31 protein-coding genes, 1 tRNA gene and 1 pseudogene are annotated in these 22,943 nt (G+C 69.2%); 27 read left to right on the forward strand and 6 right to left on the reverse strand.

The window, feature by feature from the left end; all coding sequences use genetic code 11:
* Positions 1-60 precede the first annotated feature (60 nt).
* Entirely contained in the window at positions 61-297 is a 237-nt protein-coding gene (gene rpsR, locus Q1N79_RS19720; protein ID WP_300611017.1) for a 30S ribosomal protein S18, read from the forward strand.
* 32 nt (positions 298-329) lie between these two features.
* On the forward strand, positions 330-776 hold the full coding sequence (rplI, locus tag Q1N79_RS19725) for a 50S ribosomal protein L9 (protein ID WP_300611087.1): 447 nt from the start codon (positions 330-332) through the stop codon (positions 774-776).
* A gap of 79 nt (positions 777-855) precedes the next feature.
* On the opposite strand, the gene Q1N79_RS19730 is transcribed toward rplI, so the two are convergent.
* Positions 856-1,059, reverse strand: a complete 204-nt coding sequence (locus Q1N79_RS19730) for a hypothetical protein (protein ID WP_300611019.1) — start codon at positions 1,057-1,059, stop codon at positions 856-858.
* Between the two features lie 514 nt (positions 1,060-1,573).
* Between Q1N79_RS19730 and dnaB the strand changes: the two genes are divergently transcribed.
* The 7 genes from dnaB (at position 1,574) to Q1N79_RS19765 (ending at position 8,675) form a co-directional block, all read left to right on the forward strand.
* Positions 1,574-3,682, forward strand: a complete 2,109-nt coding sequence (dnaB, locus tag Q1N79_RS19735) for a replicative DNA helicase (protein ID WP_300611089.1) — start codon at positions 1,574-1,576, stop codon at positions 3,680-3,682.
* A 138-nt stretch (positions 3,683-3,820) separates the two neighbouring features.
* Positions 3,821-4,261, forward strand: a complete 441-nt coding sequence (locus tag Q1N79_RS19740; RefSeq protein WP_367185113.1) for an SRPBCC family protein — start codon at positions 3,821-3,823, stop codon at positions 4,259-4,261.
* A 415-nt stretch (positions 4,262-4,676) separates the two neighbouring features.
* On the forward strand, positions 4,677-4,856 hold the full coding sequence (locus tag Q1N79_RS30765; protein WP_367185115.1) for a dihydrofolate reductase family protein: 180 nt from the start codon (positions 4,677-4,679) through the stop codon (positions 4,854-4,856).
* Between the two features lie 180 nt (positions 4,857-5,036).
* Complete coding sequence (locus Q1N79_RS19750) at positions 5,037-7,115, forward strand: PEP/pyruvate-binding domain-containing protein (RefSeq protein ID WP_300611023.1); 2,079 nt, start codon at positions 5,037-5,039, stop codon at positions 7,113-7,115.
* Positions 7,048-7,692 carry a PEP-utilizing enzyme gene (locus Q1N79_RS19755; RefSeq protein WP_300611025.1) on the forward strand — a complete coding sequence of 215 codons (645 nt, stop codon included), beginning with the start codon at positions 7,048-7,050 and terminating at the stop codon, positions 7,690-7,692. Before Q1N79_RS19750 ends, Q1N79_RS19755 begins: the two co-directional genes overlap by 68 nt.
* Positions 7,693-7,911: 219 nt before the next feature.
* A complete protein-coding gene (locus tag Q1N79_RS19760; RefSeq protein WP_300611027.1) occupies positions 7,912-8,100 on the forward strand; it encodes a hypothetical protein in 189 nt (62 codons plus the stop codon).
* Positions 8,097-8,675, forward strand: coding sequence for a hypothetical protein (locus tag Q1N79_RS19765; RefSeq protein ID WP_300611028.1), 579 nt, complete (start codon positions 8,097-8,099; stop codon positions 8,673-8,675). The genes Q1N79_RS19760 and Q1N79_RS19765 overlap by 4 nt, the downstream gene beginning before the upstream one ends.
* 45 nt (positions 8,676-8,720) lie before the next feature.
* On the opposite strand, the gene Q1N79_RS19770 is transcribed toward Q1N79_RS19765, so the two are convergent.
* Complete coding sequence (locus tag Q1N79_RS19770) at positions 8,721-8,885, reverse strand: hypothetical protein (protein WP_300611030.1); 165 nt, start codon at positions 8,883-8,885, stop codon at positions 8,721-8,723.
* On the opposite strand from Q1N79_RS19770, the pseudogene Q1N79_RS30770 reads away from it, so the two are divergent.
* Both Q1N79_RS30770 and Q1N79_RS30775 read left to right on the forward strand, forming a co-directional pair.
* A pseudogene (locus tag Q1N79_RS30770) lies at positions 8,884-8,934 on the forward strand (hypothetical protein); the annotation flags it as partial. The gene Q1N79_RS19770 and the pseudogene Q1N79_RS30770 overlap by 2 nt on opposite strands.
* 133 nt (positions 8,935-9,067) lie before the next feature.
* The gene (locus tag Q1N79_RS30775) at positions 9,068-9,262 is read left to right on the forward strand and encodes an FtsX-like permease family protein (protein WP_367185114.1); all 195 of its coding nucleotides are present in this window, start codon (positions 9,068-9,070) and stop codon (positions 9,260-9,262) included.
* A gap of 430 nt (positions 9,263-9,692) precedes the next feature.
* On the opposite strand, the gene Q1N79_RS19780 is transcribed toward Q1N79_RS30775, so the two are convergent.
* A complete protein-coding gene (locus Q1N79_RS19780) occupies positions 9,693-11,159 on the reverse strand; it encodes an FAD-dependent oxidoreductase (RefSeq protein ID WP_300611034.1) in 1,467 nt (488 codons plus the stop codon).
* A gap of 230 nt (positions 11,160-11,389) precedes the next feature.
* Entirely contained in the window at positions 11,390-11,614 is a 225-nt protein-coding gene (locus Q1N79_RS19785; protein WP_300611036.1) for a hypothetical protein, read from the reverse strand.
* Between the two features lie 174 nt (positions 11,615-11,788).
* Between Q1N79_RS19785 and Q1N79_RS19790 the strand changes: the two genes are divergently transcribed.
* Positions 11,789-12,547 (forward strand): SDR family NAD(P)-dependent oxidoreductase, encoded by a 759-nt coding sequence (locus tag Q1N79_RS19790; RefSeq protein ID WP_300611037.1) that lies wholly within the window; start codon positions 11,789-11,791, stop codon positions 12,545-12,547.
* Positions 12,548-12,621: 74 nt separating this feature from the next.
* Positions 12,622-12,697 (forward strand) — tRNA-Arg (locus tag Q1N79_RS19795).
* Positions 12,698-12,776: 79 nt separating this feature from the next.
* Here the strand turns inward: Q1N79_RS19795 and Q1N79_RS19800 are convergent.
* On the reverse strand, positions 12,777-13,982 hold the full coding sequence (locus Q1N79_RS19800) for a site-specific integrase (protein ID WP_300611038.1): 1,206 nt from the start codon (positions 13,980-13,982) through the stop codon (positions 12,777-12,779).
* Positions 13,979-14,812: a helix-turn-helix transcriptional regulator gene (locus Q1N79_RS19805; RefSeq protein WP_300611040.1), complete on the reverse strand. Its 834-nt coding sequence runs from the start codon at positions 14,810-14,812 to the stop codon at positions 13,979-13,981. The genes Q1N79_RS19800 and Q1N79_RS19805 overlap by 4 nt, the downstream gene beginning before the upstream one ends.
* A 126-nt stretch (positions 14,813-14,938) precedes the next feature.
* Here Q1N79_RS19805 and Q1N79_RS19810 point away from each other — a divergent pair, with 126 nt between their 5' ends.
* From Q1N79_RS19810 to Q1N79_RS19875, 14 genes are all read left to right on the forward strand, one after another.
* Complete coding sequence (locus tag Q1N79_RS19810; protein ID WP_300611042.1) at positions 14,939-15,160, forward strand: helix-turn-helix transcriptional regulator; 222 nt, start codon at positions 14,939-14,941, stop codon at positions 15,158-15,160.
* Entirely contained in the window at positions 15,157-15,411 is a 255-nt protein-coding gene (locus Q1N79_RS19815) for a hypothetical protein (RefSeq protein ID WP_300611044.1), read from the forward strand. Before Q1N79_RS19810 ends, Q1N79_RS19815 begins: the two co-directional genes overlap by 4 nt.
* Positions 15,412-15,541: 130 nt before the next feature.
* The gene (locus Q1N79_RS19820) at positions 15,542-16,330 is read left to right on the forward strand and encodes a bifunctional DNA primase/polymerase (protein ID WP_300611046.1); all 789 of its coding nucleotides are present in this window, start codon (positions 15,542-15,544) and stop codon (positions 16,328-16,330) included.
* Positions 16,327-17,664: a DUF3631 domain-containing protein gene (locus Q1N79_RS19825; protein ID WP_300611048.1), complete on the forward strand. Its 1,338-nt coding sequence runs from the start codon at positions 16,327-16,329 to the stop codon at positions 17,662-17,664. The genes Q1N79_RS19820 and Q1N79_RS19825 overlap by 4 nt, the downstream gene beginning before the upstream one ends.
* On the forward strand, positions 17,661-17,915 hold the full coding sequence (locus tag Q1N79_RS19830; protein WP_300611050.1) for a hypothetical protein: 255 nt from the start codon (positions 17,661-17,663) through the stop codon (positions 17,913-17,915). Before Q1N79_RS19825 ends, Q1N79_RS19830 begins: the two co-directional genes overlap by 4 nt.
* Positions 17,912-18,430 carry a hypothetical protein gene (locus Q1N79_RS19835; protein WP_300611052.1) on the forward strand — a complete coding sequence of 173 codons (519 nt, stop codon included), beginning with the start codon at positions 17,912-17,914 and terminating at the stop codon, positions 18,428-18,430. Before Q1N79_RS19830 ends, Q1N79_RS19835 begins: the two co-directional genes overlap by 4 nt.
* Positions 18,427-18,630, forward strand: a complete 204-nt coding sequence (locus tag Q1N79_RS19840) for a hypothetical protein (RefSeq protein ID WP_300611054.1) — start codon at positions 18,427-18,429, stop codon at positions 18,628-18,630. Before Q1N79_RS19835 ends, Q1N79_RS19840 begins: the two co-directional genes overlap by 4 nt.
* Positions 18,627-19,010: an ASCH domain-containing protein gene (locus Q1N79_RS19845; protein WP_300611056.1), complete on the forward strand. Its 384-nt coding sequence runs from the start codon at positions 18,627-18,629 to the stop codon at positions 19,008-19,010. The genes Q1N79_RS19840 and Q1N79_RS19845 overlap by 4 nt, the downstream gene beginning before the upstream one ends.
* Before the next feature lie 200 nt (positions 19,011-19,210).
* Positions 19,211-19,657 carry a hypothetical protein gene (locus tag Q1N79_RS19850; RefSeq protein ID WP_300611058.1) on the forward strand — a complete coding sequence of 149 codons (447 nt, stop codon included), beginning with the start codon at positions 19,211-19,213 and terminating at the stop codon, positions 19,655-19,657.
* A 534-nt stretch (positions 19,658-20,191) separates the two neighbouring features.
* A complete protein-coding gene (locus Q1N79_RS19855) occupies positions 20,192-20,410 on the forward strand; it encodes a hypothetical protein (protein ID WP_300611060.1) in 219 nt (72 codons plus the stop codon).
* A gap of 70 nt (positions 20,411-20,480) precedes the next feature.
* Positions 20,481-20,690 carry a hypothetical protein gene (locus Q1N79_RS19860; protein ID WP_300611062.1) on the forward strand — a complete coding sequence of 70 codons (210 nt, stop codon included), beginning with the start codon at positions 20,481-20,483 and terminating at the stop codon, positions 20,688-20,690.
* The gene (locus Q1N79_RS19865; protein ID WP_300611064.1) at positions 20,687-21,067 is read left to right on the forward strand and encodes a hypothetical protein; all 381 of its coding nucleotides are present in this window, start codon (positions 20,687-20,689) and stop codon (positions 21,065-21,067) included. The genes Q1N79_RS19860 and Q1N79_RS19865 overlap by 4 nt, the downstream gene beginning before the upstream one ends.
* Before the next feature lie 533 nt (positions 21,068-21,600).
* Positions 21,601-22,401 (forward strand): hypothetical protein, encoded by an 801-nt coding sequence (locus tag Q1N79_RS19870; protein ID WP_300611066.1) that lies wholly within the window; start codon positions 21,601-21,603, stop codon positions 22,399-22,401.
* A gap of 215 nt (positions 22,402-22,616) precedes the next feature.
* Positions 22,617-22,769, forward strand: coding sequence for a hypothetical protein (locus Q1N79_RS19875; RefSeq protein ID WP_300611068.1), 153 nt, complete (start codon positions 22,617-22,619; stop codon positions 22,767-22,769).
* Positions 22,770-22,943 lie beyond the last annotated feature (174 nt).

A 22,943-nucleotide genomic window follows, 5' to 3' on the forward strand; every position in this document is an offset into this window, starting at 1 on the left:
CCCCCCCGGGCTAGCAAACTACCATCCCCGCGATGCGGGGCTCTGCTAAGGAGCACCATGATGGCCAAGCCAGCACTGCGCAAGCCGAAGAAGAAGGTCTGCGTGTTCTGCCAGGAGCGGATCACCTATGTCGACTACAAGGACACGGGCCTGCTCCGCAAGTACATCTCCGACCGCGGCAAGATCCGCGCCCGCCGGGTGACCGGGAATTGCACCAGGCACCAGCGCGACGTCGCGACCGCGATCAAGAACGCCCGCGAGATGGCGCTGCTCCCGTACACGAGCACGGCTCGCTGAGCAGGGGAGGACGACCGATGTCTCGCAAGCAGATGAAGCTGATCCTCACCCAGGAGGTCGGCGGCCTCGGAGCGCCCGGTGACGTGGTGGACGTGGCCCCCGGCTACGGGCGGAACTACCTGCTTCCCCGCGGGTTCGCGATGCAGTGGACGCGCGGTGCGGAAAAGCAGGTCGAACTGATCAAGCGGGCCCGCGCGGCCCGCGAGATCCGCACCCTCGAGGACGCCCAGGCGGCGGCCGGGCGGCTGGAGAAGCTGACCGTTCGGCTGACGCGGCGCGCCGGGTCGAACGGGCGGCTGTTCGGGTCGGTGGGGGCGTCCGACATCGCGGCGGCGGTCCGCGAGGCCGGGGGTCCTGAGGTCGACAGGCGCAAGATCGTGGTTCCCGACCCGATCAAGTCGGCCGGGTCGCACCGCGTGCAGGTCCGGCTGCACCCCGATGTGAGCGCCAACGTCACCGTCGAGATCACGGCAGGCTGATCCACAGCCGTGCGCTGGTTTCCCACAGCCCGCTCCACAGGGTCGGCTGTGTCCACACCCGCCTGGCCGGCGGTGCGCCTCATCCCGGTGGCGTGCTGTCGGCTGGTGCCGTGTAGTGCTCCGTGCGCCTGGCCAGCTCGGGGTCGAGAGCGCTGACCATCAGCCAGAGATCCGCTATCCGCGCGGCCAGTTCCTGGCTGCTCGCATCCCCCTGCGCGTCGCTGGCTAGCTGGTCAATCGCTTCCGCGATCCGGTCGATCGCGTCCCCCATGATCGAACACACGCGCGAAGCATAGCGGAACAGGCCGGGCTGGCGCAGCCGCTCGGCCGTGCTGCCCGCCTGGCGCCTGACCGGACGCTGCCACAGCCGGCACTGCTCGTTCGGAATAGGGGAAAGACCCTAGCCGCCCACCGTGCCGCACCCTTTTTCCACAGGCAAGCGGATGCGCGTTGTGGAATGTGACTGTGGATATCGGGCCAGAGAAAATCCGCCAGGTTTTTCTCCTGCACACCTTGTGGAATCCGTCCTCGCAGGTAACTGGTGCCTTTCGGGGGGCCGCGGCCTGGGCTGGTCCACAGGAAACTCCACTGGCTGCGCACAGGTTGGCCGGGGTTAACCGACCTGTTCTCTACAGGTTATCCACAGGGTGGTGTTGGCGGGTGCCGCCGTGTCCGCCAGAATGTCAGAGCCCTTCGATAAGACGGTGTCTGTGCGGGGGTGAGCCCATTACTGCTGGGGGAGGTGGCGTCGGGTGAGCGTGGCCGAACTGGCGCAGCGGGGCGAGGAATTCGAGCGGATGCCGCCGCACGACGTCGCCGCCGAGCAATGCGTTCTCGGGGGAATGCTGCTGTCCAAGGACGCGATCTCGGACGTGCTCGAGGTCATCAGGCCCGTCGACCACTACAGGCCCGCGCACCAGATCGTGCACGAGGCGATCCTCGACCTGTACGCGCGCGGCGAGCCCGCGGACCCGATCACGGTGGCCAACGAGCTCACCAGGCGGGGCGAGCTGGCCCGGATCGGCGGCGCCCCGTACCTGCACACGCTGATCGCGTCCGTGCCGACGGCCGCCAACGCCGGCTACTACGCGCGGATCGTCAGGGAGCGGGCGATCCTGCGGCGGCTGGTGGAGGCCGGGACGCGGATCGTGCAACTCGGCTACGCGGGCGACGGGGACGCCGACGAGCTTGTGGACAGGGCGCAGGCGGAGGTGTTTTCTGTCACCGACCGGCGGATCGCCGAGGACTACCACTCGCTGTCTGAGATCATGCCGGGCGCGCTGGAGGAGATCGAGGCGATCAGCGCGCACGGCGGGGGGATCACGGGCGTGCCGACCGGGTTCACCGACCTGGACACGCTGACCAACGGCCTGCACCCGGGCCAGATGGTCGTGATCGCGGCCCGCCCCGCGGTCGGCAAGGCGCTCGCGCTCGACACCCCGCTGGCCACTCCGGGCGGGTGGACGACGATGGGACAGGTGCGGACCGGCGACGCGCTGGTGGGCGCGGACGGCAGGCCGACCCGGGTGATCGCCGTGACCGAGGTCATGCGCGGGCGGCCGTGCTTTCAGGTGGAGTTCTCCGACGGGGAGGTGATCGTCGCCGACGAAGGCCACCAGTGGCTCACCTGGACGTCGCACGCCGCGGGCTTCGTGCCGCCCCAGGTCGTCACGACGGGGGACATGGCCGCGGCGCTGAGCTGCCCTGCTCCCGGCGGGCGATCCCGGTACGCGATAGCCATGCCGCGACCCCTTGACCTGCCCGCGGCCGACCTGCCCGTGCCCCCGTACGCGCTTGGCGCCGCGCTCGCCGGCCGGGTCATGGCCGGCCGGGTGCTTGCGGGCGGCGTCGCGGCGGGCGGCGTCGCGGCGGGCGGGGGGCCCGGGCGCATCCCGCCCAGGTACCTGCGGGCGAGCGCCGCCCAGCGCCGGGAGCTCCTCGCCGGCCTGCTTGGCGTGGACCGGGTGACCGGACCGGCGCGACTGACGCTGCCGAGCGAGGCGCTCGCGGCCGACGTGCGCGAGCTGATCCACAGCCTCGGCTTCCAGTCCACCACGGCCACCGGATCGCCGGGACGCCACGTGGTCCGCTTCACCGACGCGCTGCCCTGGCGGTACGTCGTCGCGGTCAGGCCGGTGGCGTCCGTCCCCGTGCGCTGCGTGCAGGTGGACAGCGCCGACCACCTGTACCTGGCCGGCCGCGCCATGATCCCGACGCACAACTCCGCGCTGGCCCTCGACTTCGCGCGCTCGGCGAGCATCAGGCACCAGCTGCCGACGGTGCTGTTCAGCCTGGAGATGGGGCGCAACGAGATCACGATGCGGCTGCTGTCCGCGGAGGCGCGGGTGCCGATGCACGTCATGCGCACCGGCCAGATGAGCGACGACGACTGGGCCAGGCTGGCCAGGCGGATGAGCGAGGTCGCGGACGCGCCGCTGTTCATCGACGACTCGCCGAACATGTCGCTGATGGAGATCAGGGCCAAATGCCGCCGGCTCAAGCAGCGATACGACCTGAAGCTGGTCATCATCGACTACCTGCAGCTGATGTCTTCGGCCCGGCGGGTGGAGAACCGGCAGCAGGAGGTGTCGGAGTTCTCCCGGTCGCTGAAGCTGCTCGCCAAGGAACTCGACGTCCCCGTGGTAGCGCTGTCCCAGCTCAACCGCGGTCTCGAGCAGCGGCAGGACAAGAAGCCCATGCTTTCTGACCTGCGCGAAAGCGGTTCCATCGAACAGGATAGCGACTTGGTGATCCTGTTGCACCGCGAGGATCACTACGAGCCTGAGTCAGCGCGGGCGGGCGAGGCGGACCTGATCATCGCCAAGCACAGGAACGGGCCGACCGCGACCGTGACCGTGGCCTTCCAGGGCCACTACAGCCGCTTCGTGGACATGGCGCCGTCCTGAACTCGACGGTCAAGTGGCGGTGCCAGGTTGACAACGGAGCAGGCCGGCCGGGAACAAGATCCCTGCCCCGACCCGGCAGCGACAGAGAATGGAAGCGACGATGGGCAAGACTGAGATCACCGCCGAACCGGCATCCCGGTGATCGTCATCACCCGCGAGTTCGACGCGCCGCGCGACCTGGTGTTCCGCGCTCACACCGACCCGGACCTGCTCATGCGGTGGCTCGGCCCGCGCGACCTGTCCACGGCCATCGACCGGTACGAGGTCCGCAACGGCGGCGCGTGGCGCTACGTGCAAACCGACGCCGAGGGCAACGCCTACGGCTTCCACGGCGTCTTCCACGGCGACCCGTCGCCGGACGCGATCGTGCAGACCTTCGAGTTCGAGGGCGCGCCCGGTCACGTCTGCCTGCAGAGCGCCACCTTCGCCGAGCGAAGCGGCAAGACGCTGATGCGCGCCGTCTCGGCCTTCCAGTCAGTGGAGGACCGCGACGCGATGGTCGCCTCCGGCATGGAGCGCGGCGTCCACGACTCCGGCGAGCGCCTGACCGAGCTGCTCGCCCGGCTGCAGGCGAGCTAACTCCGCGACAAGCCGTCAAAGGAGCAGATGATGAACATCGCAACCGCGGCCATCACGCGCCGCTGACCGGCACCGATCCCGCCCGCCGGCGCTCTGCCAGGACGACCGAGACAGGAGACAGCCATGGCCAGGCTCGTCCTCACCATGACCATGAGCCTCGACGGGTTCTTCTCCGGACCCGACGGCGAGCTGGACTGGATGACCCTGGCGCCAGATCCCGAGTTCAGTCGCGACAACGTGGCCTTCTTCGACCGCATAGACCGGGGCTTCATCGGCTACCCGACAGCGTCGGGAATGCTGCCCTACTGGCAGAACGTGACCAGCGACCCGCAAGCCCCGGCCGACCGGCGCGCCCTCGCCGGAGCACTCAACAACCTGCTCCCCTTCCTCATCTCCCGCCGGAAGGCCCGGCGGCATCCGCACCGCCCAGACCTTCGTCTGCCTCGGGCTCGTCGACGAATACGTCCTCACCGTGCACCCCGTCGCGCTCGGCAGCGGCAAGCGCGTATTCAATGGCAAGACCGGCCTGGAGCTGATCGACGCCAAGACCTACCGGTCAAGAGTGATACGCGCACGCTACCGGCCGACCCGCTAACGGCCGCCGGGGCGAAGAAATGCCCCGCCGACCTCACCGCCTACGCCACCGCCTACGCCGAAGAACTGGTGAGTCTCCTCGACCTCGGAAACCGCCGGTAGTCAGGCAAGAAGAACAGTAAGGAAACCAGCCAGCCGCAACAGCAGGAGGCAGCTCATGGGCGCGCAGGAACCTCTGGTGATGGACCTTGGTGATCCTGGTGCCGGTCCCGGGACCGCCGGAGGCAAGGGATCATCCCTGGCCCGCCTTACCCGCGCCGGGTTCCGTGTCCCGCCGGGCTTTTATGTGACGACCAGCGCGTACCTGGACTTCATCGGCCGAGACGGCCTGCGCGGGCAGCTGCTGTCGGCTGTCTCGGAGGGAAGCCCGGCCGCACGGATCGGCGGTCTGTTCGCCGGCCGTTCCCTCCCGGCCGAGACGGCCGACGCGATTACGAGGGCCTACGCCGCTCTCGGTGCCGACGTCCCCGTCGCGGTCCGCTCCTCCGCGACCGTCGAGGACCAGCCGGGCATATCTGCCGCCGGGCAGCACGACACGTACCTGAACGTGCGCGGCGAGGCGGCCGTACTCGACGCGGTCAAGCGGTGCTGGGCGTCGCTGTGGTCGGAGCGGGCCATCGCCTACCGGGCCAGCCATGGCATCGACCCGGGTCAGGCAGCTATCGCCGTTGTCGTACAGCGTCTCGTCCCCGCCGACGCGGCCGGTGTCCTGTTCACGGCCGATCCGCTCGGCGGCCCTGGCACCAGGAACGCGGTCGCCGGCAGCGCAGGCCCGAGTGACGCCGGCCCCGGCGACGCGGTGTTCATCAGCGCGAACTGGGGCCTGGGTGAGTCCGTCGTTGCTGGTGATGTCACCCCCGATGTCGCGGTCGTAGACCGGGCCTTCAACACGCTCGTCAGCTACCAGACGGGCCGCAAGGAAACGATGACCGTGGCCGACGGTCTAGCGACGCGAGCCGAAGACACCCCGCCCGGCTTGCGCGCCAAGAACGTACTGACGCCGGACCAGGCGGTGGAACTCGCCCAGGTCGGCCTGCAGATCGAGAAGCTGTACGGCGAACCGGTGGACGTCGAGTGGGCGCTGGCCGCGGGGGAGTTCGGCATCCTCCAGGCCCGCCCGATCACGACCGCGCCCGCGCCCGGCGGCGACACACCCGCCCCCGCCAGCGTCCCCGACGACCAAGAGCAGTGGAATGACAGTCTCATCGGCGACTACCTGTGGAGCAACAGCAACCTCGGAGAGGCGTTCCCGGACGTGATGACGCCCGCCACGTGGTCGTTCGTCGAACTGCTCATGTCGCGCATGGTGTTCCCGCCGAGCCTGCCCGGCTACAACGGCTACGGGCGGATCGGCGGCCGTTTCTACGTGAACGTGAGCGTGTCGATGGCGCTTGAGTCGCTGGTCGGCATCTCACCCCGCCGGTTCATTTCGCTGCTGAGCCCGGTAGTCGGCCGGCTTCCTCCGGTGGAGGAGATACCGCGTCTTCGGCTGCCCCGCGTCAAGCTCATGGCCAAGAGGGTGCCCGCCCTGGTCGGGCTGTTCCGGCGGATGGGTGCGGACCGGAAGCGGATGTCGCTGTTCCTCGCCGAATCGCCGGACCGCTGCGGCCGACTGCGCGCGGAGATTGGGCGGGCTAGTGACCCCGTGGCACTGGCTAATCTCTGGGCGGCGCAGGTAAGGCCGCTGCTCGTGGAGTCCTTCGACATGCTGGTTGCCGCGACGAGCCGGGATATGACACTGCTGACCACTCCCGCCAAGCTGCGCTCACTGATCGGCGAGTCCGACGCGACGCTGCTGCTGTCCGGTCAGCGGACCGGGGACACAGGGCTGGCCAGCCTCGGCCCGGCCACCGGTCTCGCCCGGCTGGCCCGTGGTGAGCTCGACCGCGACACCTTCGTCAGCGAGTACGGGCACCGCGGTGCTCACGAGACGGAACTGTCAGCGCCCCGGCCCGGCGAAGACCCGGCCTGGCCCGACAACCAACTGGCCGCTCTCGCCAGAGCAAAGCGCACCGAAGGCGCTGCGGGCACCGGGCGTGATGCCGACGCGCTGCTGGCAGAGCAGGAAGCGGCCCGTGCGGCGGCATGGGAACGGCTAGAACGGGCGGATCCGAAGAAGTCGGCTGGCGGCTCGCAGGCTCGTGGCACGCTGGGCGTCGGTGGCTCGTCACCGCGAGGCGGTGCGGTCCGAAGTGGCACGGGCGCTGTGGGTGACCCGCGACTGGGTGCGGCGGGCCGGGGAGTTGACCAGTCACGGTGACGACCTGTTCTTCCTGGCACAAGACGAGATATCTCGCCTGCTGAACGGCGACCAGACGCCGCTCGAACGCGTGTCGGCCCGTCGGGCCGTCTACGAGACCTACCGGGCTCTGCCGCCGTATCCCACTTTGATCCGCGGTCGCTTCGATCCCGTACGCTGGGCGGCCGACCCGAACCGGCGGACTGACTACTACGACGAGCACGCGCAACCGGCTGCATCGGACGAGACGGCGCCGGACGGGACGATCACCGGGTTCCCCGGCGCCGCCGGGGTGGCGGAAGGCATCGCCCGCGTCCTTCGCACACCCGACGACGGCGCCCAGCTCGGCGACGGCGAGATCCTGGTCACGACGGTGACGAACATCGGATGGACCCCGCTATTCCCCCGCGCCGCCGCGGTTGTCACCGACGTTGGCGCGCCACTATCCCATGCCGCGATTGTCGCCCGCGAACTCGGCATCCCGGCCGTCGTCGGATGTGGCAACGCCACGGCGCGCATTCGCAGCGGCGACCTGCTCCGGGTCGATGGTGCTCACGGCACAGTCAAGGTACTTCAGTCCCAGCCACAAGGCCGATGAGCCGAAGGCCCGGCGCTCGCGGGGGCTGCGGGCTATCGGTGAGAAACGTCGCTGCGGCCAGGACTTGACCCACGCCGAAACCCGCAGAATGATGCCTGGGGCTGTGTCGTAGAGAAGGGCGGGACGTGCCGGGATCGGGATTGACATACCCGCCCTCCACGCACAGGCACAGCGGCTACGACGCCGACGGGGAACCTGGACAGCGGGACGGCCACGGAAATGTTCCGGCTGCTCGCGGAGCTCAACGCGGCCGGGACGACCGTGATCTTCGTGACGCACGACCAGGATCTCGCCGCGCTGGCGTCGCGCCTGGTTGCCGTGCGCGACGGCCGCATCGTGTCCGACACGGGCAGCGTGACGCCGGGGGGCGCGTCGCCGGGCGCACCGGCGGGACAGGAGCGCCCGTGAGCGCGCTGTCCCGCAAGGTACGGGGCGACCTGCGGCGCCACCGGGGCAAGAACCTGCTTATCGTGGGCACCCTCGCGCTCGCGATCGCCAGCTTCGCCATCGTCGCGGTGCCGGGCCTCCTCAACGCCGCCACGCAGGGCGAGGTGCGGCAGGCCCGCCTCGCCGACGTGGCGGTGGCGACTCGTGATCTCGACCTGAGCCCGGCGCAGCTCGCCGCGCTCGGGCACCTGCCCAACGTGGCCGCCTTCGAGCCGCCCGTCGAGTATTCCACCGTGGCGGCGAGCACCGTCAGCGGGAGCCGCCGGAACGCGATCCTGTGGGAAGTGAACCTAGGCCACTGGCCGACGGGGGCAACGCGAGCGCCGCAGGGTTCGGGTACCCGCCAGCAGGCGCGTCGCGATACTCGCCGCAACCGGCACGATCACACCGGTCCAGGTGAGCGGGACCGGCCGCAGCCTGGCCACCTCGCCGAGCGCCAACGGCTCGAACAGCGCCGTCTTCTACGGCACCGTGCCGGCGGTTCGCGCCCTGGCTGGCGTGTCCGGGTACAACTACCTGGCCTTCCAGCTCTCTGATAACAGCCCGGCCGCGCAGACGGCGACGATCGCGGCCGTCCAGCGCTACCTGACCGCCCAGACGGGGGCGTCGCCCTTCGCCGGGCTGCCCGTCACGCGCGCCACGGGGGCGTGGCCGGGCCAGTCCACTTTCAACCAGCTCATCGCGCTGTTCCTGGTGATCAACGTGATGGCTGTCGTGTGCGCCCTGTTCCTCATCGCCAACACCATGAACACGATAGTCGCCGAGCAAGGCAGCGAGATCGCCATCCTGCGAGCCCTCGGCGGGCGGCGGCGCCAGATCGCGAGCGTCATCCTGCGCACGGCGTCCGCCCTCGGCGCGGCACAACTCCATCGTCGCCCTGGTCGAGATACTCGGCCTGCTCGTCGTCGGCATCGCCCTGATCGGACTGGTGGGCACGCTGACCCTCGCCCTCATCGAACGCATCAGGGAGGTGGGGATCCTGCGCTGCCTCGGCGCCGGCGCCCGGCAGATCCGCCGCGTGTTCAGCACCGAGGCCGTGGTGATTGGCGACGGCGGGGTGGGCCCTGGGCTCACTTCTCGGATATCTCCTCTTCCTGGCGCTTGTAGCGTTCGTCGACGATGAGTTCGGCATCACGGTGCCGAAGGTCTTGCCGATCGTGAGCTTGCCGGTCGCGCTCGCAGCGGTCATCGTCGTCACCCTTGTCGTCGTCCGCCCCACCCTGCGCCGGGCCGTCCGCATCGATCCCGGACGCGCCTTGCGCTACGAGTAGCCCCGGCCCGGACACGACGTCGCGCTCATAGCGCTACGTGCGCGGTTACGCACCCATGGTGCTGGCGGCGTCGCCGTGGGCTTTTGCGGGCGGCGGCCCACCAGGGGCGGAACCGGCCCTCAGCGGCCAGCCCGCGGATCCGGTGGTTTCGTCGCTATCGCAGCGGCATCGGTGAGGGGGTGCGATGTCAGCCGAGTTGGCAACGGTGAGCTTCCGGACCCGCCCCGCCCCGCAAGCCGTTATACCAACTGGCTTAGCGCCGTGCCGGGGAGCCGATGCCCCCTACGGCTCGTGCAGGAACGCGCCCTGCCGGCGGAGTTCCTTGCGGAGTTCCCTGATGTCGAGTGCGCGGGGTGCGAGGCCGGTGCGGGCCGCCAGGCCGGCGGCGGTTCCTGCTGCCTGCCCGGTCATCCAGCACTGGGGGATCTCGCGCATGAACGACTGGGTGGCGGCGTCGCTGGCCACGTGACGGCCGGCGGCGACCACGCCGTCGAGTCGTTCCGGCACCAGGGCGCGGTAGGGCACCGAGATCGTCGGGAACTGCTGGGACGGGGAAGGGGAGACGCCGACCTCGTCGGGGTGGCGTACCCCCGCCTTCCAGTCGTCGGTCGTCATCGGGTGCAAGCCCGCCAGGCGGCGGGTCATCCGCACGCCGATCTGCGGTGCGGCGAGCATGATCCACGCGTTCTCGAAACCAGGGGCCTTTTTGCGGAAGAAGTCCAGGTGGGCGACCATCCGGCGGCGGGACTCGAGCTCGACCCTGCTGAGGTCCTCCACGTCGAGGCCGCTGTAGCCGGACAGCCGGGGGCCCATGAACACCACGACGTCGTCGCGCCAGCCGACATGCGGTGTGTCCACGAAGCCGAGGACGTCGCGGCCGCGGTTCATCAGGGCGTGGTGGGCCGCGGGGTCGTCGCGCTTGAACGCCAGCCACTTCCGCATGTCGACGCCCGTCCAGGTGAAGGCGGTGTTAAGGCAGTGCTGGACATTGCCGCCGGCGCCGTCCTTCTCGGCGTCGGTGACGAAGGCTCCGCCGGCCTGCGCGACGACGTCGAGATCGCCGGTGGCGTCCACGACGACCTTGGCGAGGATCGCGCGGCGGCCCTGCTTGCTCTCGAAGATCGCGCCGCGGACGGTGCCCTCGTCGCTGATCGCGGCGACGACCCAGGAGTGCAGCAGCACCCGAACTCCCTCGCCGACGAGGAGCTCATGGGACGTGATCTTGAGCCACTCCGGGTCGATCATCGGCGAGCGGCAGACGGTCTCACGGAACGCGGACAGCCGCTCGCGCCAGTACGCCACCTGCTGCGGGTCGGTCGAGCCCCACAGTTCGGGGCCGGGCCCGGCGAGGGCCCTCGCGGGCAGCCGGTCCAGCAGCTCGGCACCGATGCCGGCGATGACCGGGGTGCCTTCCCAATCGGTCATCCGGTCGATCCAGATCACCAGTCCGCCCGCCGACAGGCCACCGAGGTCGCCGTACCGCTCGACGAGGGTCACCCGCTGGCCCAGTCGCCGCGCCGCGACCGCGGCAGCCGTGCCGGCCGGACCGCCGCCTACCACGAGCACGTCGGTCTCCTCATGCACGGGGATCTCACGTGCGGGCTCGGTGACCGTGGTGACGGACGACGCGGCGGGCGCCGGGGAGTGCGGCCCATCCGACGTGCCTCCTGCGGTGAACAGTCCACTTCCGCCGCCGATCCCGGCGCCGAAGTAGCTTTCTGGGTCGCGCTCGCGCTGTGGCTCGTCCATTGCTCCTTGATATAGAGCCGAACGCTGGCGGTCAACGACCGTGCTGCCCGGTGGAAGCGCTGCAGGTCGGCCTGGGGGACGGCGCCGTAGGCGGCTGATGTAAAGCACGACTGCCGCCGATCTAGGTAAGCCCGTGGCCGGCAGCCGCAAACCAGTGAGGAAGTTCGAAGAAGCGCAGGTCAGCGACTAGCTGGTGGACTGGTGCCTTGAGAATCCGCAGCTTCAGGTTCTCAGGTGTTCGAGCCTCGTGCGAGTCGCGCCTTGGCCATCATCTCAGAGTTGACAGCCATGACGCTTTCCGACAGCGCGGCTAGCAGGGTGCCCAGCTCCACCAGGTCGTCGAGGTCAGGGGCGGCATCCCCGTCGTCGAGATGCTGCCGTGCCTGCCTTGCGGAGTTGAGCGCTTCGTGCAGGGCGCGATGTACGCCGATCGTCGTCGGGTCGGTGCTGCTCACGTCGCTCCTTTTGCGATGTCAGCGGCTTATGTTCGCCGCGTACGTCATCACGATCACTGACGGTCAGGATACGCAAGAGGAAATCGGCCTCGGCCGCCGGTCGCGTGAAGCGCTGGGAGGCAGCTTGCCGGCCGGCTTGCCTCCCAGCACCCCCTGAACTCTATGGTCGCGGTCATGAGTACTTTGACGCTGAAGGTGCTGGTGACCGGCGGAACGAGCGGCCTGGGCCTGGCGATGGCCTCCGCGCTGGCTGCCGCTGGAGCTACTGTCGCGCTGACCGGCCGGTCCGCAGAGCACGCGACCGAGGTAGCCGCGGCGCTGCCTGACGCGGTCGGCATCGAACTTGACGTAACAGACGAGTCCTCGGTGGCCCGGGGAGTCGCCCAGGCGTGGTCACGGCTTGGCGGCATAGACATGCTGGTGAACAACGCCGGGATCGGCATGCGCACGGTCAACTCGCGCTTCATGACGCACCCGCAGGGTTTCTGGGAGGTGCCGCCCGAGGGCTTCCGCGCGGTGATCGAGACCAATCTGACCGGCTATTTTCTCGTGGCGCGCGAGGTCACGCCGCGGATGCTGGACGCTGGCGCGGGCCGCATCGTAAACATCTCGGTGAACCAATCGACCATGCACCGGGCAGGGTTCGTCCCTTATGGTCCGTCCCGTGCCGGCAGCGAGGCGCTGTCCCGGATCATGGCCGCCGATCTGCGGGAGATGGGAGTCACCGTCAACCTGCTCCTGCCCGGGGGAGCGACCGCCACCGGCATGCTGCCGCCCGGTGCCGTGCCCGCCGGTCAGGGGCTCCTCGAGCCCGCCGTGATGGGCCCGCCGATCGTCTGGCTGGCCTCCGATGAGGCTATCGGAGTGCACGATGAGCGCATTGTCGCCACCGAATTCGAGCGCTGGCTCCGCGACAGGGAAGGCAGCCGGTAGGGCGGAGCTGACAGACCCGACGGGCGCACGGAGGGTGCCCGATGCCGTAGACTGTGCAGGCGTCACCGGTGCCAGCGCTCGTAGCTCAACGGATAGAGCATTTGACTACGGATCAAAAGGTTGGGGGTTCGAGTCCCTCCGAGCGCGCCAACCGTTTTCCCAGGCCAGGGCTCTATCTGGAATTTTGGTCAGGCCCTGCCAACCGCCGTCAGGGCCGGAAATGTAGCAGTTATGAAGCAGCCGCCGCGAAAAGGGCGCCGATCGCGTCGCTGACGGTGGTCAGGTCCCCGGGCTTGCGAAGGTAGGCGCCGCGGTTGACCGCGACCGTGTGACCCAGCCACGCGGCGCGGAAGTTGTCCGAGACGCCGGCCTTTTCCATGAGGGTGTTCATCGTCGCCCTGGTGTCGTGCAGGCGGATGCGCGTCAGGCCCGCGCGCTCGGCCAGACGGTGGAACTCGTCGGTCAGCCACTCCGGCGACACCGGCCGCCCCAGCTCGTCGCTGGCGACGTACCGTGCGCCCTCGTGGGCGGGCCCGGCGTCCATCGCCTCGATCTGCTGAAGGTCGCGCAGCGCGCGGAGCTGCCTGGCTAGCGTCTCGTCCAGCGGGAGCGTGCGCCAGCCGTAATCCGACTTGGGCGAGTCCTTGTCGAGCACCTGGCCGGCGACCATGACCCTGGTCGGGCCGACTGACAGTGTTGGTGCGTCCAGGTCGACGGCCTGGTGCATACTCCCGTCGGGGAACTCGATCTCGCCTTCCCATGCCAGTCCGGCGGCCTCGCCGCGCCGCATGCCGTAGGCCAGCACGCGCCACACTGGCGCGAGCCGGTCGGCGTCGGCGACGGCCAGGAAGGCCCGCATCTGGTCCTCGCTCCACGAGGCGCGCTTCAGCCGAGGCTTGCCTGCCGTCTTGGGAGGATCCGCGCTGACTTTCCGGCACGGGTTGAACGCGAGTTTGCGGTCGTCGATGCCCTGCTCGAACGCGGCGTTCAGCCTGCTGAGCATTAGCCGCACCGACCGCTCGCCGAGTCCGGTACCGGGCTTGCCGCCGCGCACGCGCCCCTGCTCGTACGCGAAGTCGACCAGGGCCTCGATGTCATCCCGGGTGACGCCCCGGGCCTTGCGCCCTCCTAGCCGCTCCCTGGGAATGCGCTGCGCCTTGCTGTAGGACAGCACGGTGTTGGCTTCCTTGCCGCGGGTGGCTGCGCGCAGGTTGCTGTCGAGCAGGTCGTTCACCGTGCCGTCCCACTTCCCGATGTACGTCCCGTCGGCAACCTGGCCGGTTATCCGCGCGATCTCGCGCTCGACTTCCTTCTTGGTCTTGCCGGTGATGGTACGCAGGCGTCTCTTGCCGTTCGGCCACTTGCCGACGGACACGCCCCGAGCCCGCCACACGAAGGTGCCGTCCTTCAGCGGCTCTTTCTTGGGTGTGATCAATCCTCCTCCTTCCGTCCATTCCGGTACCTAGGCGGTATGTCCTCGGTCCAGACCCCCGGTTCGCCCTCCTGGTGCGCTTCTGTTTCCCGTGTCTTGTACGCGTTGCCGATGAACGCCTTGAGTTCAGTGAGCATCGCGCGAGCCGCGTGCCCGCGGCGTGCCTGCACCGTTGCTGCGGATTGGCCAGGGGTATCAGATCCCGCCCGGGCATCGCGTTCCTCTTCGAAGCTTTGGTCCCAGAGCGCTTGAGAGGCCATTTTGAGCTGCGCGGGGTCAACGCCGAGCCGCTCGGCCGCTCTGGTCTCGGCCTCGGTCGGCTTTAGGAGCGCATTGCGCCAGGCCTTCGCCCCCAGAGGCCTGGGTGACGCATCGACGAGCGGCTGCACAAGCGTGCGCAGCCGCTTCACCCCGGCATCGACGCGCTCATAGATCGCAGCGACGGCGTCATTTCCAGGCACCCAGTGAACATCATCCGGCTCCAGGTTGCCTAGGGCCTCATGATCGCCGGACAGCAAGGCACGCACCTCGGCGGCCCCCATGCTCGCACCGTCGCCGAGGTCAATGCGCTCGGGCACGTTCTCGGGAACCAAATCGGCAAGCGTAACGTCCAGCGCCAGGGCCACGAGTAGAAGGTCGCCGATTGACGGGCGCCTCCTTCCTGCCTCCACGTCCGCGACTGTGCTGCGCCGCCAGGTGGTCAGCCCGAAGAACCTGAACTGGGCAGCGGCGTCCTCCTGCCGCCACCCCTTTCGTTCGCGGGCAGCACGGATTCCGAGGCCGATCAGCTCATGGATCTCCACGGGCTGCATTGTCTCGCCCACCGCGCTCATGGCGCGACTCTAACCCTTGACATGCAAGTTGACAAGACTCAAATATCAGTCGCTTGACAGTTGGGGCCGGAACCGCAAGACTCTTCATGCGTCGTGAAATCAGGGCGCGTGAGACGGGAGGTGGTCATGCAGGAACCGAACCGGCTGGCCGAGTGGTGCGCGGCGCAGGGCTGGACCCTGACTGACGTGGCGGGGCTTACGGGCTACAGCCTCAGTTACATGAGCCTGGTCGCCCGGGGAAAGCGCGAGCTCGGCCCGGCCGCCAAGGTCCGGATTGCCAAGCGCCTCGGTGCCCGCGTTAGCGACCTGTTCCCTGTGGCCGTGGAGCTGGCGGAGGCATCGCAGTGAGCGCGACCACGCGACCGACGCTGGCCGAGATTAAGAAGTCGTGGCCGCCTGCCGTCGATGTGACTGCGCTCGCGCTTGCACTCGGCGTTTCTCGGAGCTCGGCCTATGAGGCGATCCGCGCCGGTACTTGCCCTGTCAAGACGATTACGGTCGGGCATCGCGTCAAGGCTCTGACCGCCGACCTGATCCGCGTGCTCGAAACCGGCACGGCGATGGCCTCCGGGCGTGACGGCGACCCGGAAGCGGCTTAGACATTGCGAGGCCCGGGCGCCAACGGCAAGCACTCGGGCCTCTATGCACGACTTCCCCAGCGAAAGGAACGTCAGTGACAGGGTACGGCACCGACCCCAAGCCGCGCCGCAATGCGCCGTCGGAGGCATCGTGAACCCGGGCGCGCTTGACGCCGCGCTGCGCTACGCCGCTGCGGGCTGGCCGGTGTTCCCCACGCGGCCGGATAACCCGTCATGCCAGGGCGGCCGGGACTGCGAGTGCAAGCGGCCGTTCCCCGGCACCCACGGGTGCCTGGACGCCAGCACCAGCCCCATGATGATTCAGGCATGGTGGCGGCGCTGGCCAGAGGCGAACGTGTCCATAGCGACCGGGGAGCCCGGGCCCGACGTGCTCGACGTCGATGTTAAACCGGACGGCGACGGCTGGGCAGCATTCAACCAGCTCAAGCGAGCCGGGATGCTCACCGGAGCCAAGGCGCTCGTGAGGACGCCGAGCGGCGGCCTGCACGCTTACTTCGCGGGCACCGGCCAGCGGAACGGCAAGCTGCCGCGTCACCACATCGACTTCCGGTCGGCAGGCGGCTACGTGCTGGCACCGCCGAGTCGTGTCCATGGCCGCGCGTACGAGCTGCTGGACCACCGGACGGGGGCAACCGGAGGGCTCGACTGGCAGGCCGTCACGCGCCTGCTCGAGCCGCCGAGACCAGCCGGGGTGCCCTGCGAACGCCACGGCGTCGACCTCGGCAAGCTCGCCGCCTGGGTCGCCGCGCAGAAGGAGGGCAACCGCAACGACGGCCTCTACTGGGCTGCGTGCGAGGCGCTCAAGGCCGGTCGCCGTGACCTTGACGACCTCGCGGACGCAGCGGTCCGTGCCGGGCTCGGCGAAGACGAGGCACGCCGCACCATCGCCAGCGCGGTGAGGAGGGCGGCGCCCCAATGAACCTTGACGACCTGGACCGGCCCACCGTTGGTGACGGCGCCCTAGTGCTCAGCGAGGTGCGCGGCATCCTGACGCGGTACGTCGTTTTCCCGGCGCCCGAGGCTGCCGACGCCGCCACGCTGTACGCCGCGGCGACCCACGTGGCGAACGAGCTTGAGTTCGCGTCCCGGCTGGTCATCAGATCCCCGGTGAAGCGGTGCGGCAAGTCCCGGCTGCTCGACGTCCTCGTGCAGTTGGTCCGCAACCCGCTCGTCACCTCCGACATCAGCGCCGCGGCGCTGGTGCGGTCGGTGTCCGAGCAGGATCCGCCGACGATCATGCTCGACGAGGCGGACGCGATCTTCGGCAAGGCGCTGAAGGGCGACGAGAAGGCCGAGCACCTGCGCGGGATCCTCAACGCCGGGTTCGGCCGCGACCGGCCGTACAAGCGGTGGGACATCACCCTGCGGCGCGTGGAGAACTGCCCGACGTTCGCCATGGCGGTCATCGCGGGCATCGGGTCGATGCCCGACACCATCGAGGACCGCGCGGTGATCATCACCCTGCGGCGCAAGACCGAGGCCGAGTCGGTGGCCAAGTACCGCACCCGCCGGGATAAGCCGGTCGTGCGGGCGGTCGGTGACCGGCTGGCAGCCTGGATCGAGGGGATCGCCCCCGAGGCCGGGAAAGCCGAGCCCGACATGCCGACCGGGCTCCACGACCGCGCCGAGGACGTGTGGGAGGCCCTGATCGCGATCGCGGACCTCGCCGGAGGCGACTGGCCGGCCCGCGCCCGGAAGGCGGCCCAGGTGCTCACCGCCGCCGCCGGGGACACCGCCGACAGCACGCTCGGCGAACGGCTGCTCGCAGATCTCCGCCTGGTGTTCGGCGACCAGGCCGCGATGCACGGGGAGACCATCCTGACCGAACTGCACGGCATCAGCGAGGCGCCGTGGAACGACTACTTCGGCCGGCCGCTGAACCAGCGTGATCTGGCGAAGCTGCTGAAGCCCTACGGCGTCTCCTCCACCGACGTCAAAGTCGACGGGGTGAACCGCAAAGGCTATCGCCGCGATCACCTGCACGATGCCTGGAGGCGCTACGCGCCAGGAGGGAGCGCTACTTCGGCTACGTCCGCTACCGGGCAGGTCAGCGATGGTGCTGAGGTAGCGGGTAGCGGACAGCAAGCGCTACCCGCTACCGCGGCCATGCCTCTGGCCAGCGAGGTAGCGGAAGTAGCGGCAGTAGCGGATACCCCGGGCGTGGAGAGTCCGCAGCTGTGCACCAAATGCGGTGAGCCGCTCGCCCAGGCCTTCGTTGACGCCGGATTCACCGATCACGGCGAGGACGAATGACCGCTCCAGCCATCGCCGGCCTCGCTGCCGTGCTCCAGGTGGAAGCTGAGCGCCACCCGCCTCGATCGCCCGGGCGGCGCGCCGCCGCTCACGCATGGGCGGCGCTGATCACCTCGCCGGCGGTCGATGCTGCAAGGCGCGCCATCACCACGTTCGGCACCGAACAGACCCGGGCTGACGCGCTCGAGCTGCTCGACCAGCTCATCGACCAGGCCGACAACACCACGACCGAGGAGACCACCGCGATATGACAGTCATCACCAAGACCACGTTTCCGCGCAGCCAGCACTGGATCGCCGACGGCTTCCGTATCAGCGTCCTGCTCTACAAGTCCCACCGCTACGAGACCTGCCGCACCTGCGGTCAGCGCGGCGCGATCCATGCCGTCTGGACCGATACCCGCCCGGACGGCATCAGCGGTCACGGCGGCAACTTCTGCGACGACCACCGGCCCGTCAAGGGCACGCTGCCCGACCTCGACTATTACCGCTACATCCACGCCGGGAAGGGCACGCCCGCCTCGACGAGGACCACGGAGCGGCTCACGCCGGACCCGGCATGGCCGTGCACCGAGTGCGGCCAGCCGTCGATCGCCCGCCGCGAGGTCATATGCGACCACTGCACCGACCCCGCGCACTACACCGTCAGCACTGTCCGGGTGATGAGCATCACCGCGGACGGCTACGGCGAGCGCACCGAGACCAGCATCGGCCACGAGGAGCACACCCTGGCGGCCACCTTCCACTGTGAGGGGCACCGCCGATGAATGCCCCGGCAACCGTGCTCGGCGCGCAGCTGCCCGGGCCGCTCGCTGTCGACGCCGCCACCGCATCGACAGCCGCCGGACCATGCCACCTGTGCGAGCGCGCCATCCTGCGCGGCGAGCGCTACGCGCGGCTCGTACCGTCCGGGCGGCTCGCCCACCTGGCGTGCATCGCCCAGACGACCGCGAGGAGACCGCAGTGAAGGCGCTGACGGTCCGCCAGCCGTGGGCCTCGTTGATCATGTGCGGGGCGAAGGACGTGGAGTGCCGCACGTGGATGACCGCCTACCGCGGCCCGCTGCTCATCCACGCCGGCCTCGCCCTGGACCAGGGGGCGCTCACCGCGCACGCCCACCTGGTTCCGGGCGACCTGCCCCGCGGCGTCCTCCTCGGCACAGTGACCATGACAGCCTGCGTACGCGATCACCCGTCACCATGGGCCGAGCCGGGCGGCTGGCACTGGGTACTCGCAGACCCGGTGCCCTTCACCGTGCCAGTGGAGTACCGGGGAAAGCTCGGCCTGTGGGACGTGCCGGGCAGATCGATTACGGCCCTGGCGACCCGCGGCCCGGGCCGCACCTGAACAGCCCGCGCCACCGCGCTGCGCTGCCGGAACTCGCCAGCCCGCCCAGTCGCTGAACGACCGGACCCCGATACGTCGACGCCGAAACCCGCGAGTGCTATTTATAAATCACAAAAGACGACCCTAGGTAGGAAGAGGTCACCGCCATGGGCGACAGCGAAGCCGACCACGAGAGAGCACGCCGCTCCGGAGAATTCCTGATGGCAAAACTCGCGGCGGAGAAAGCAGCGGGCAAAACCAGCACTCCCCCCGCCAGGCCAGCCAGGAAAACCGGCGCCGCCAGGCCGCTGACCCTCCCCGACCTCGGCATCACCGTCAAAGACGGCGTCGTCTACAAGACCGGCTTCACCAGGAAACGACTCGGTGACCTCGCCGGGTCGCACGCCGAGCTGACCGACGGCACCCGCCCCCACCGCATCGGCACGGGGATCGCCCTCGCCACCGTGTCCCTCGGCATGGGCGCAGTCGCCGCGCTCACCCGCAAGAACAAGGCCTCGGCCTTCATCGTGTTCGCCGACGGCACCACCCACGAGAAGAAGCTGGAAGGCAAAACCGCGATCGGCAACGCCCAGCGCGCCGCCGTCAGATACAACGCCGCCGCAGCCGCCGCCACCAGTAACGAGGGACCTCGTGCGGGTGCAGACTGAACGCCCCGCGCAACGCTGATACCAGCAAGAACCCGGATATGCCACCGAATCACCGAACACCTGAACCGTGAAAACCCCATGACCGTGAAAACCCGGGGGAACCCCGGGCACCAGCCACGGCATCCGGACCGCGCAAAACCCGAACCGGAGGAACTGCCCGTGGGAACACCCGCCGGCGTCCGCGCCATCGCCGACGTCCGCGTCAAGGGCCGGGACGGGCGCTTGTACCGTCTCCACCCGCTGACCCCGGAAGGAGCGCGACCGCGCCATCGACCTCGCCCACAAACTCGTCCACGGCCAGCACATGGGCATCAGGGCCGCCCGTCAGGTCATGGCAGAGACTTACGGTCTCCGCCGCTCAGTCGGCGCCATCAGCGCGGACCTCGCCAAGTACGTGTGCGACCTATGCGACGACAGCGACTGAACAACCGAACGCGTCACCGACCCATGGAATCAGCCCGATGGACGGCACCCCATGGCACTCCTTTGATAGAGGACGATGGTGATCGTGGACCTGAACAGGCGTCCTGCGCGGTGAGGACCGCCCAGGACGGCATCCGGTGGGCTGTCAAGTGCCGGGCGCACCGCCGGGACGGGGAGCTGTGCAGGCGGTGGGCGATCCGCGGCGGCTTCGTGTGTTCCAAGCACGGCGGCGCGAGCCCGCAGGCCCGGCGCAAGGCCCGTGAGCGCCTGGTCGAGCTGGCCGCGTACAACCTGCTGGCCGCGCTCCAGGACGGGTCCTACTACCACTAAAGGGACTCAGGGCAGGTACCCATCTAGACGGGCTAGATGCCGATGTAAAACCGGGCTAGACTCATGGAGTGTGGCTAAGGAGATGCGGCGGCGCGAAGTCAGTAAGGCGCTGCGCGCCGCAGGGTGCGTCATCAAGAACGACGACGGCCCGCACACGACCTGGCAGTGCCCGTGCGGCCAGCACACCGCCGACATTCCGCGCCACGTCCGCATCTCGCCCGGCGTCGTCCGGGACACCATTAACCGGATGACCTGCCTGCCGAAGGGGTGGCTCCAGTGAAGACATTCCAGGTCCGCGCCCGGCGCTGGGAGCACGGCTGGGAATTGCACATCGACCAGGTAGGGGTCACGCAGTCTCACAGCCTGCGGGATGCGGAGATGATGGCCCGCGACCTCATCAGCCGCCGCCGTGCGGGTATCTCTCCCGACGCCTTCGGCGTGACGATCATGCCCGAGATCGGCCAGGGCCTTGATGAAGAGGTCAGGGAAGCGCGGGAGGCCGTGAGGGTCGCCGACCGGGCGCAGCGCGCCGCCGCGGCGCAGTCACGGGAAGCGGCGCGGCGGCTTCGGCAGGCTGGCCTGACTGGCCGGGACATTGCCAGGGTGCTCGACGTATCCCCGCAGCGGGTCTCGCAGCTGCTCAAGACGGCGCCCTGAGCGGGCCGCTTTGTCAGCCTTCGCGGGACGGCGAGGGGCCTCGGGCGTGCCAGCAGCCAGTTCCAGCAGTCCGGTTCCGCCCACGGTGACGGGTGATCGCGCACGCAGCCGGTGAGGTCGACGGTGCCGAGGATGACGCCGGCGGGCCACCCGGGCAGCAGGTGCCCGTATCTGGCCATCGCCTCCCGGTCGGTTCCGGCGCCGGCGTGGATGAGCAGGTCTGGCGTCCCGGCGGCCCTGTTCCCGGGCGCCGGAGTGTCAGCCGGAGTGTCACGGCGCGCTCCTGCGGGCTTTCCCGCAGGCAGTGATCGCAAGACAAGGTGACTCCTAGTCCCATGCCACCACCTGGACCGCCCGGATTCGGGTCGCGAGACCGCGCCGTCTGAGTCGGCGGTTGGGCACGAGGAGATTGCGGTGCTGCGGCAGGTTTGCACCGATCGTGCACTGCCGGTGCCCGGCCGTGTCCCATGTTCACCAGGAAACGGAGGAGCCGCCGCAACGACGTGAGCGGCCACCCGGAGAGGGAGCGGGACATGGCGAAGGAGAAAGACCCGGCCGAGATCATCGAGACGATCGCGCAGTCGATCAGGGTCAGCCAGCGGGGCGCACGCAAGGTGAGGGCGCACCGGTTCAAGGAACTGTTCGGCTACCAGGCGCTGACAGCCCAGCGGCGGGAGAGGATCGAGCAGCTGATGGCGGAAGCCGGGATCGTAGTGCAGCCTGCCCTCAAGGACGCGGGACGTGAGGACTGGCTGGTCATGTCGATGCCGGTGCTCCCTTCGGTGCCGGAAGCCCATCCTGACCCGCCGCCGACCGCAGAGTGGTTCGAGCACATGAAATCGGTGCGGCCGGACACCGAACGCGAGGTGGAGATCCATTTCGCGTCGCCGCTGTTCCAGATCGGGTTGCATTATCGCGAAGAGCAGGAGGCGGCAGGATTCGGCATCCAGGTGCCCATGGGCAGCCGCCCTCCGAAGCACGTTGAGGCCGATCTGCTTTACTTCGCTGATGACCGGCACAGCCAGGATCTCGGCGAGCCGCTCGTGCTCGTGGAGTGCAAGCGCCTGATCAAGGATGAGAAAGAGCTCAAGGAAGCGGCGGGCCAGGTACGCAGCTACGCCCTATGGGTTCTGCCTGCCTATTACGTGATCACTGACGCCAGGATCGTGAGTGTCTGGGACTTCCAGGGCGCGATAGCGCCTGACATCGAGGTGCTGAGGGTCAGTCAGGCTGAACTGGCGGAAAGGTTCGACGATCTTTATGCTCACCTGAATCCGAGGGCCGCTGCGGCGGCGCTCCACAGCAAAGTCGGCCGCCTGGAGAGGCCCCGGTAAGAACCCCGAACGCAGCAAGAGGCTGGTGATTGCCCGGAGCGGAGCGTGAACGGCGGGCGCGGGGACTGGCCTGTCCGCGGCCCGTTCCCGTGCGTCCATCTTGCATCCATTGCCTCTGTCCGCGCACATCGCAGTGCTGCCGGCGGATTCGCTATCCGCCGCGACCGGGGCCGATCCTCGTCCGAATGTCAGCGGGACCAGCTAGGTTCTGGCGCATGACTATGGCGGCGTTGATTGTGGCGATCGTGGCGGCGCTCGCCGCGGTGGTGTCCGCACTCTATGCGAAACGGCTGGACGGGAGGGCGAAGGGTGCCGTCGATGCGGCGCGGGCTTCGGCGGCGGCTTCGGAGTCCTGGGCAGCTCTTTGAAGGTGAGCGCCGGCATGCGGAACTGACTCCGCGCCGCCCGGCCAGCGCCGCCTGGTAGCCGTACACTGGTAATGCACGTGCATATGCACGGTAGAACGCCGGGAAGGACGGGAAGATGGCACGACGGACCTACCAGGATCCGGTCCTCGAGCCGGGATCCTGTCCCGGCTGCGC

Source organism: Trebonia sp. (assembly GCF_030042015.1).
GTDB lineage: Bacteria > Actinomycetota > Actinomycetes > Streptosporangiales > Streptosporangiaceae > Trebonia.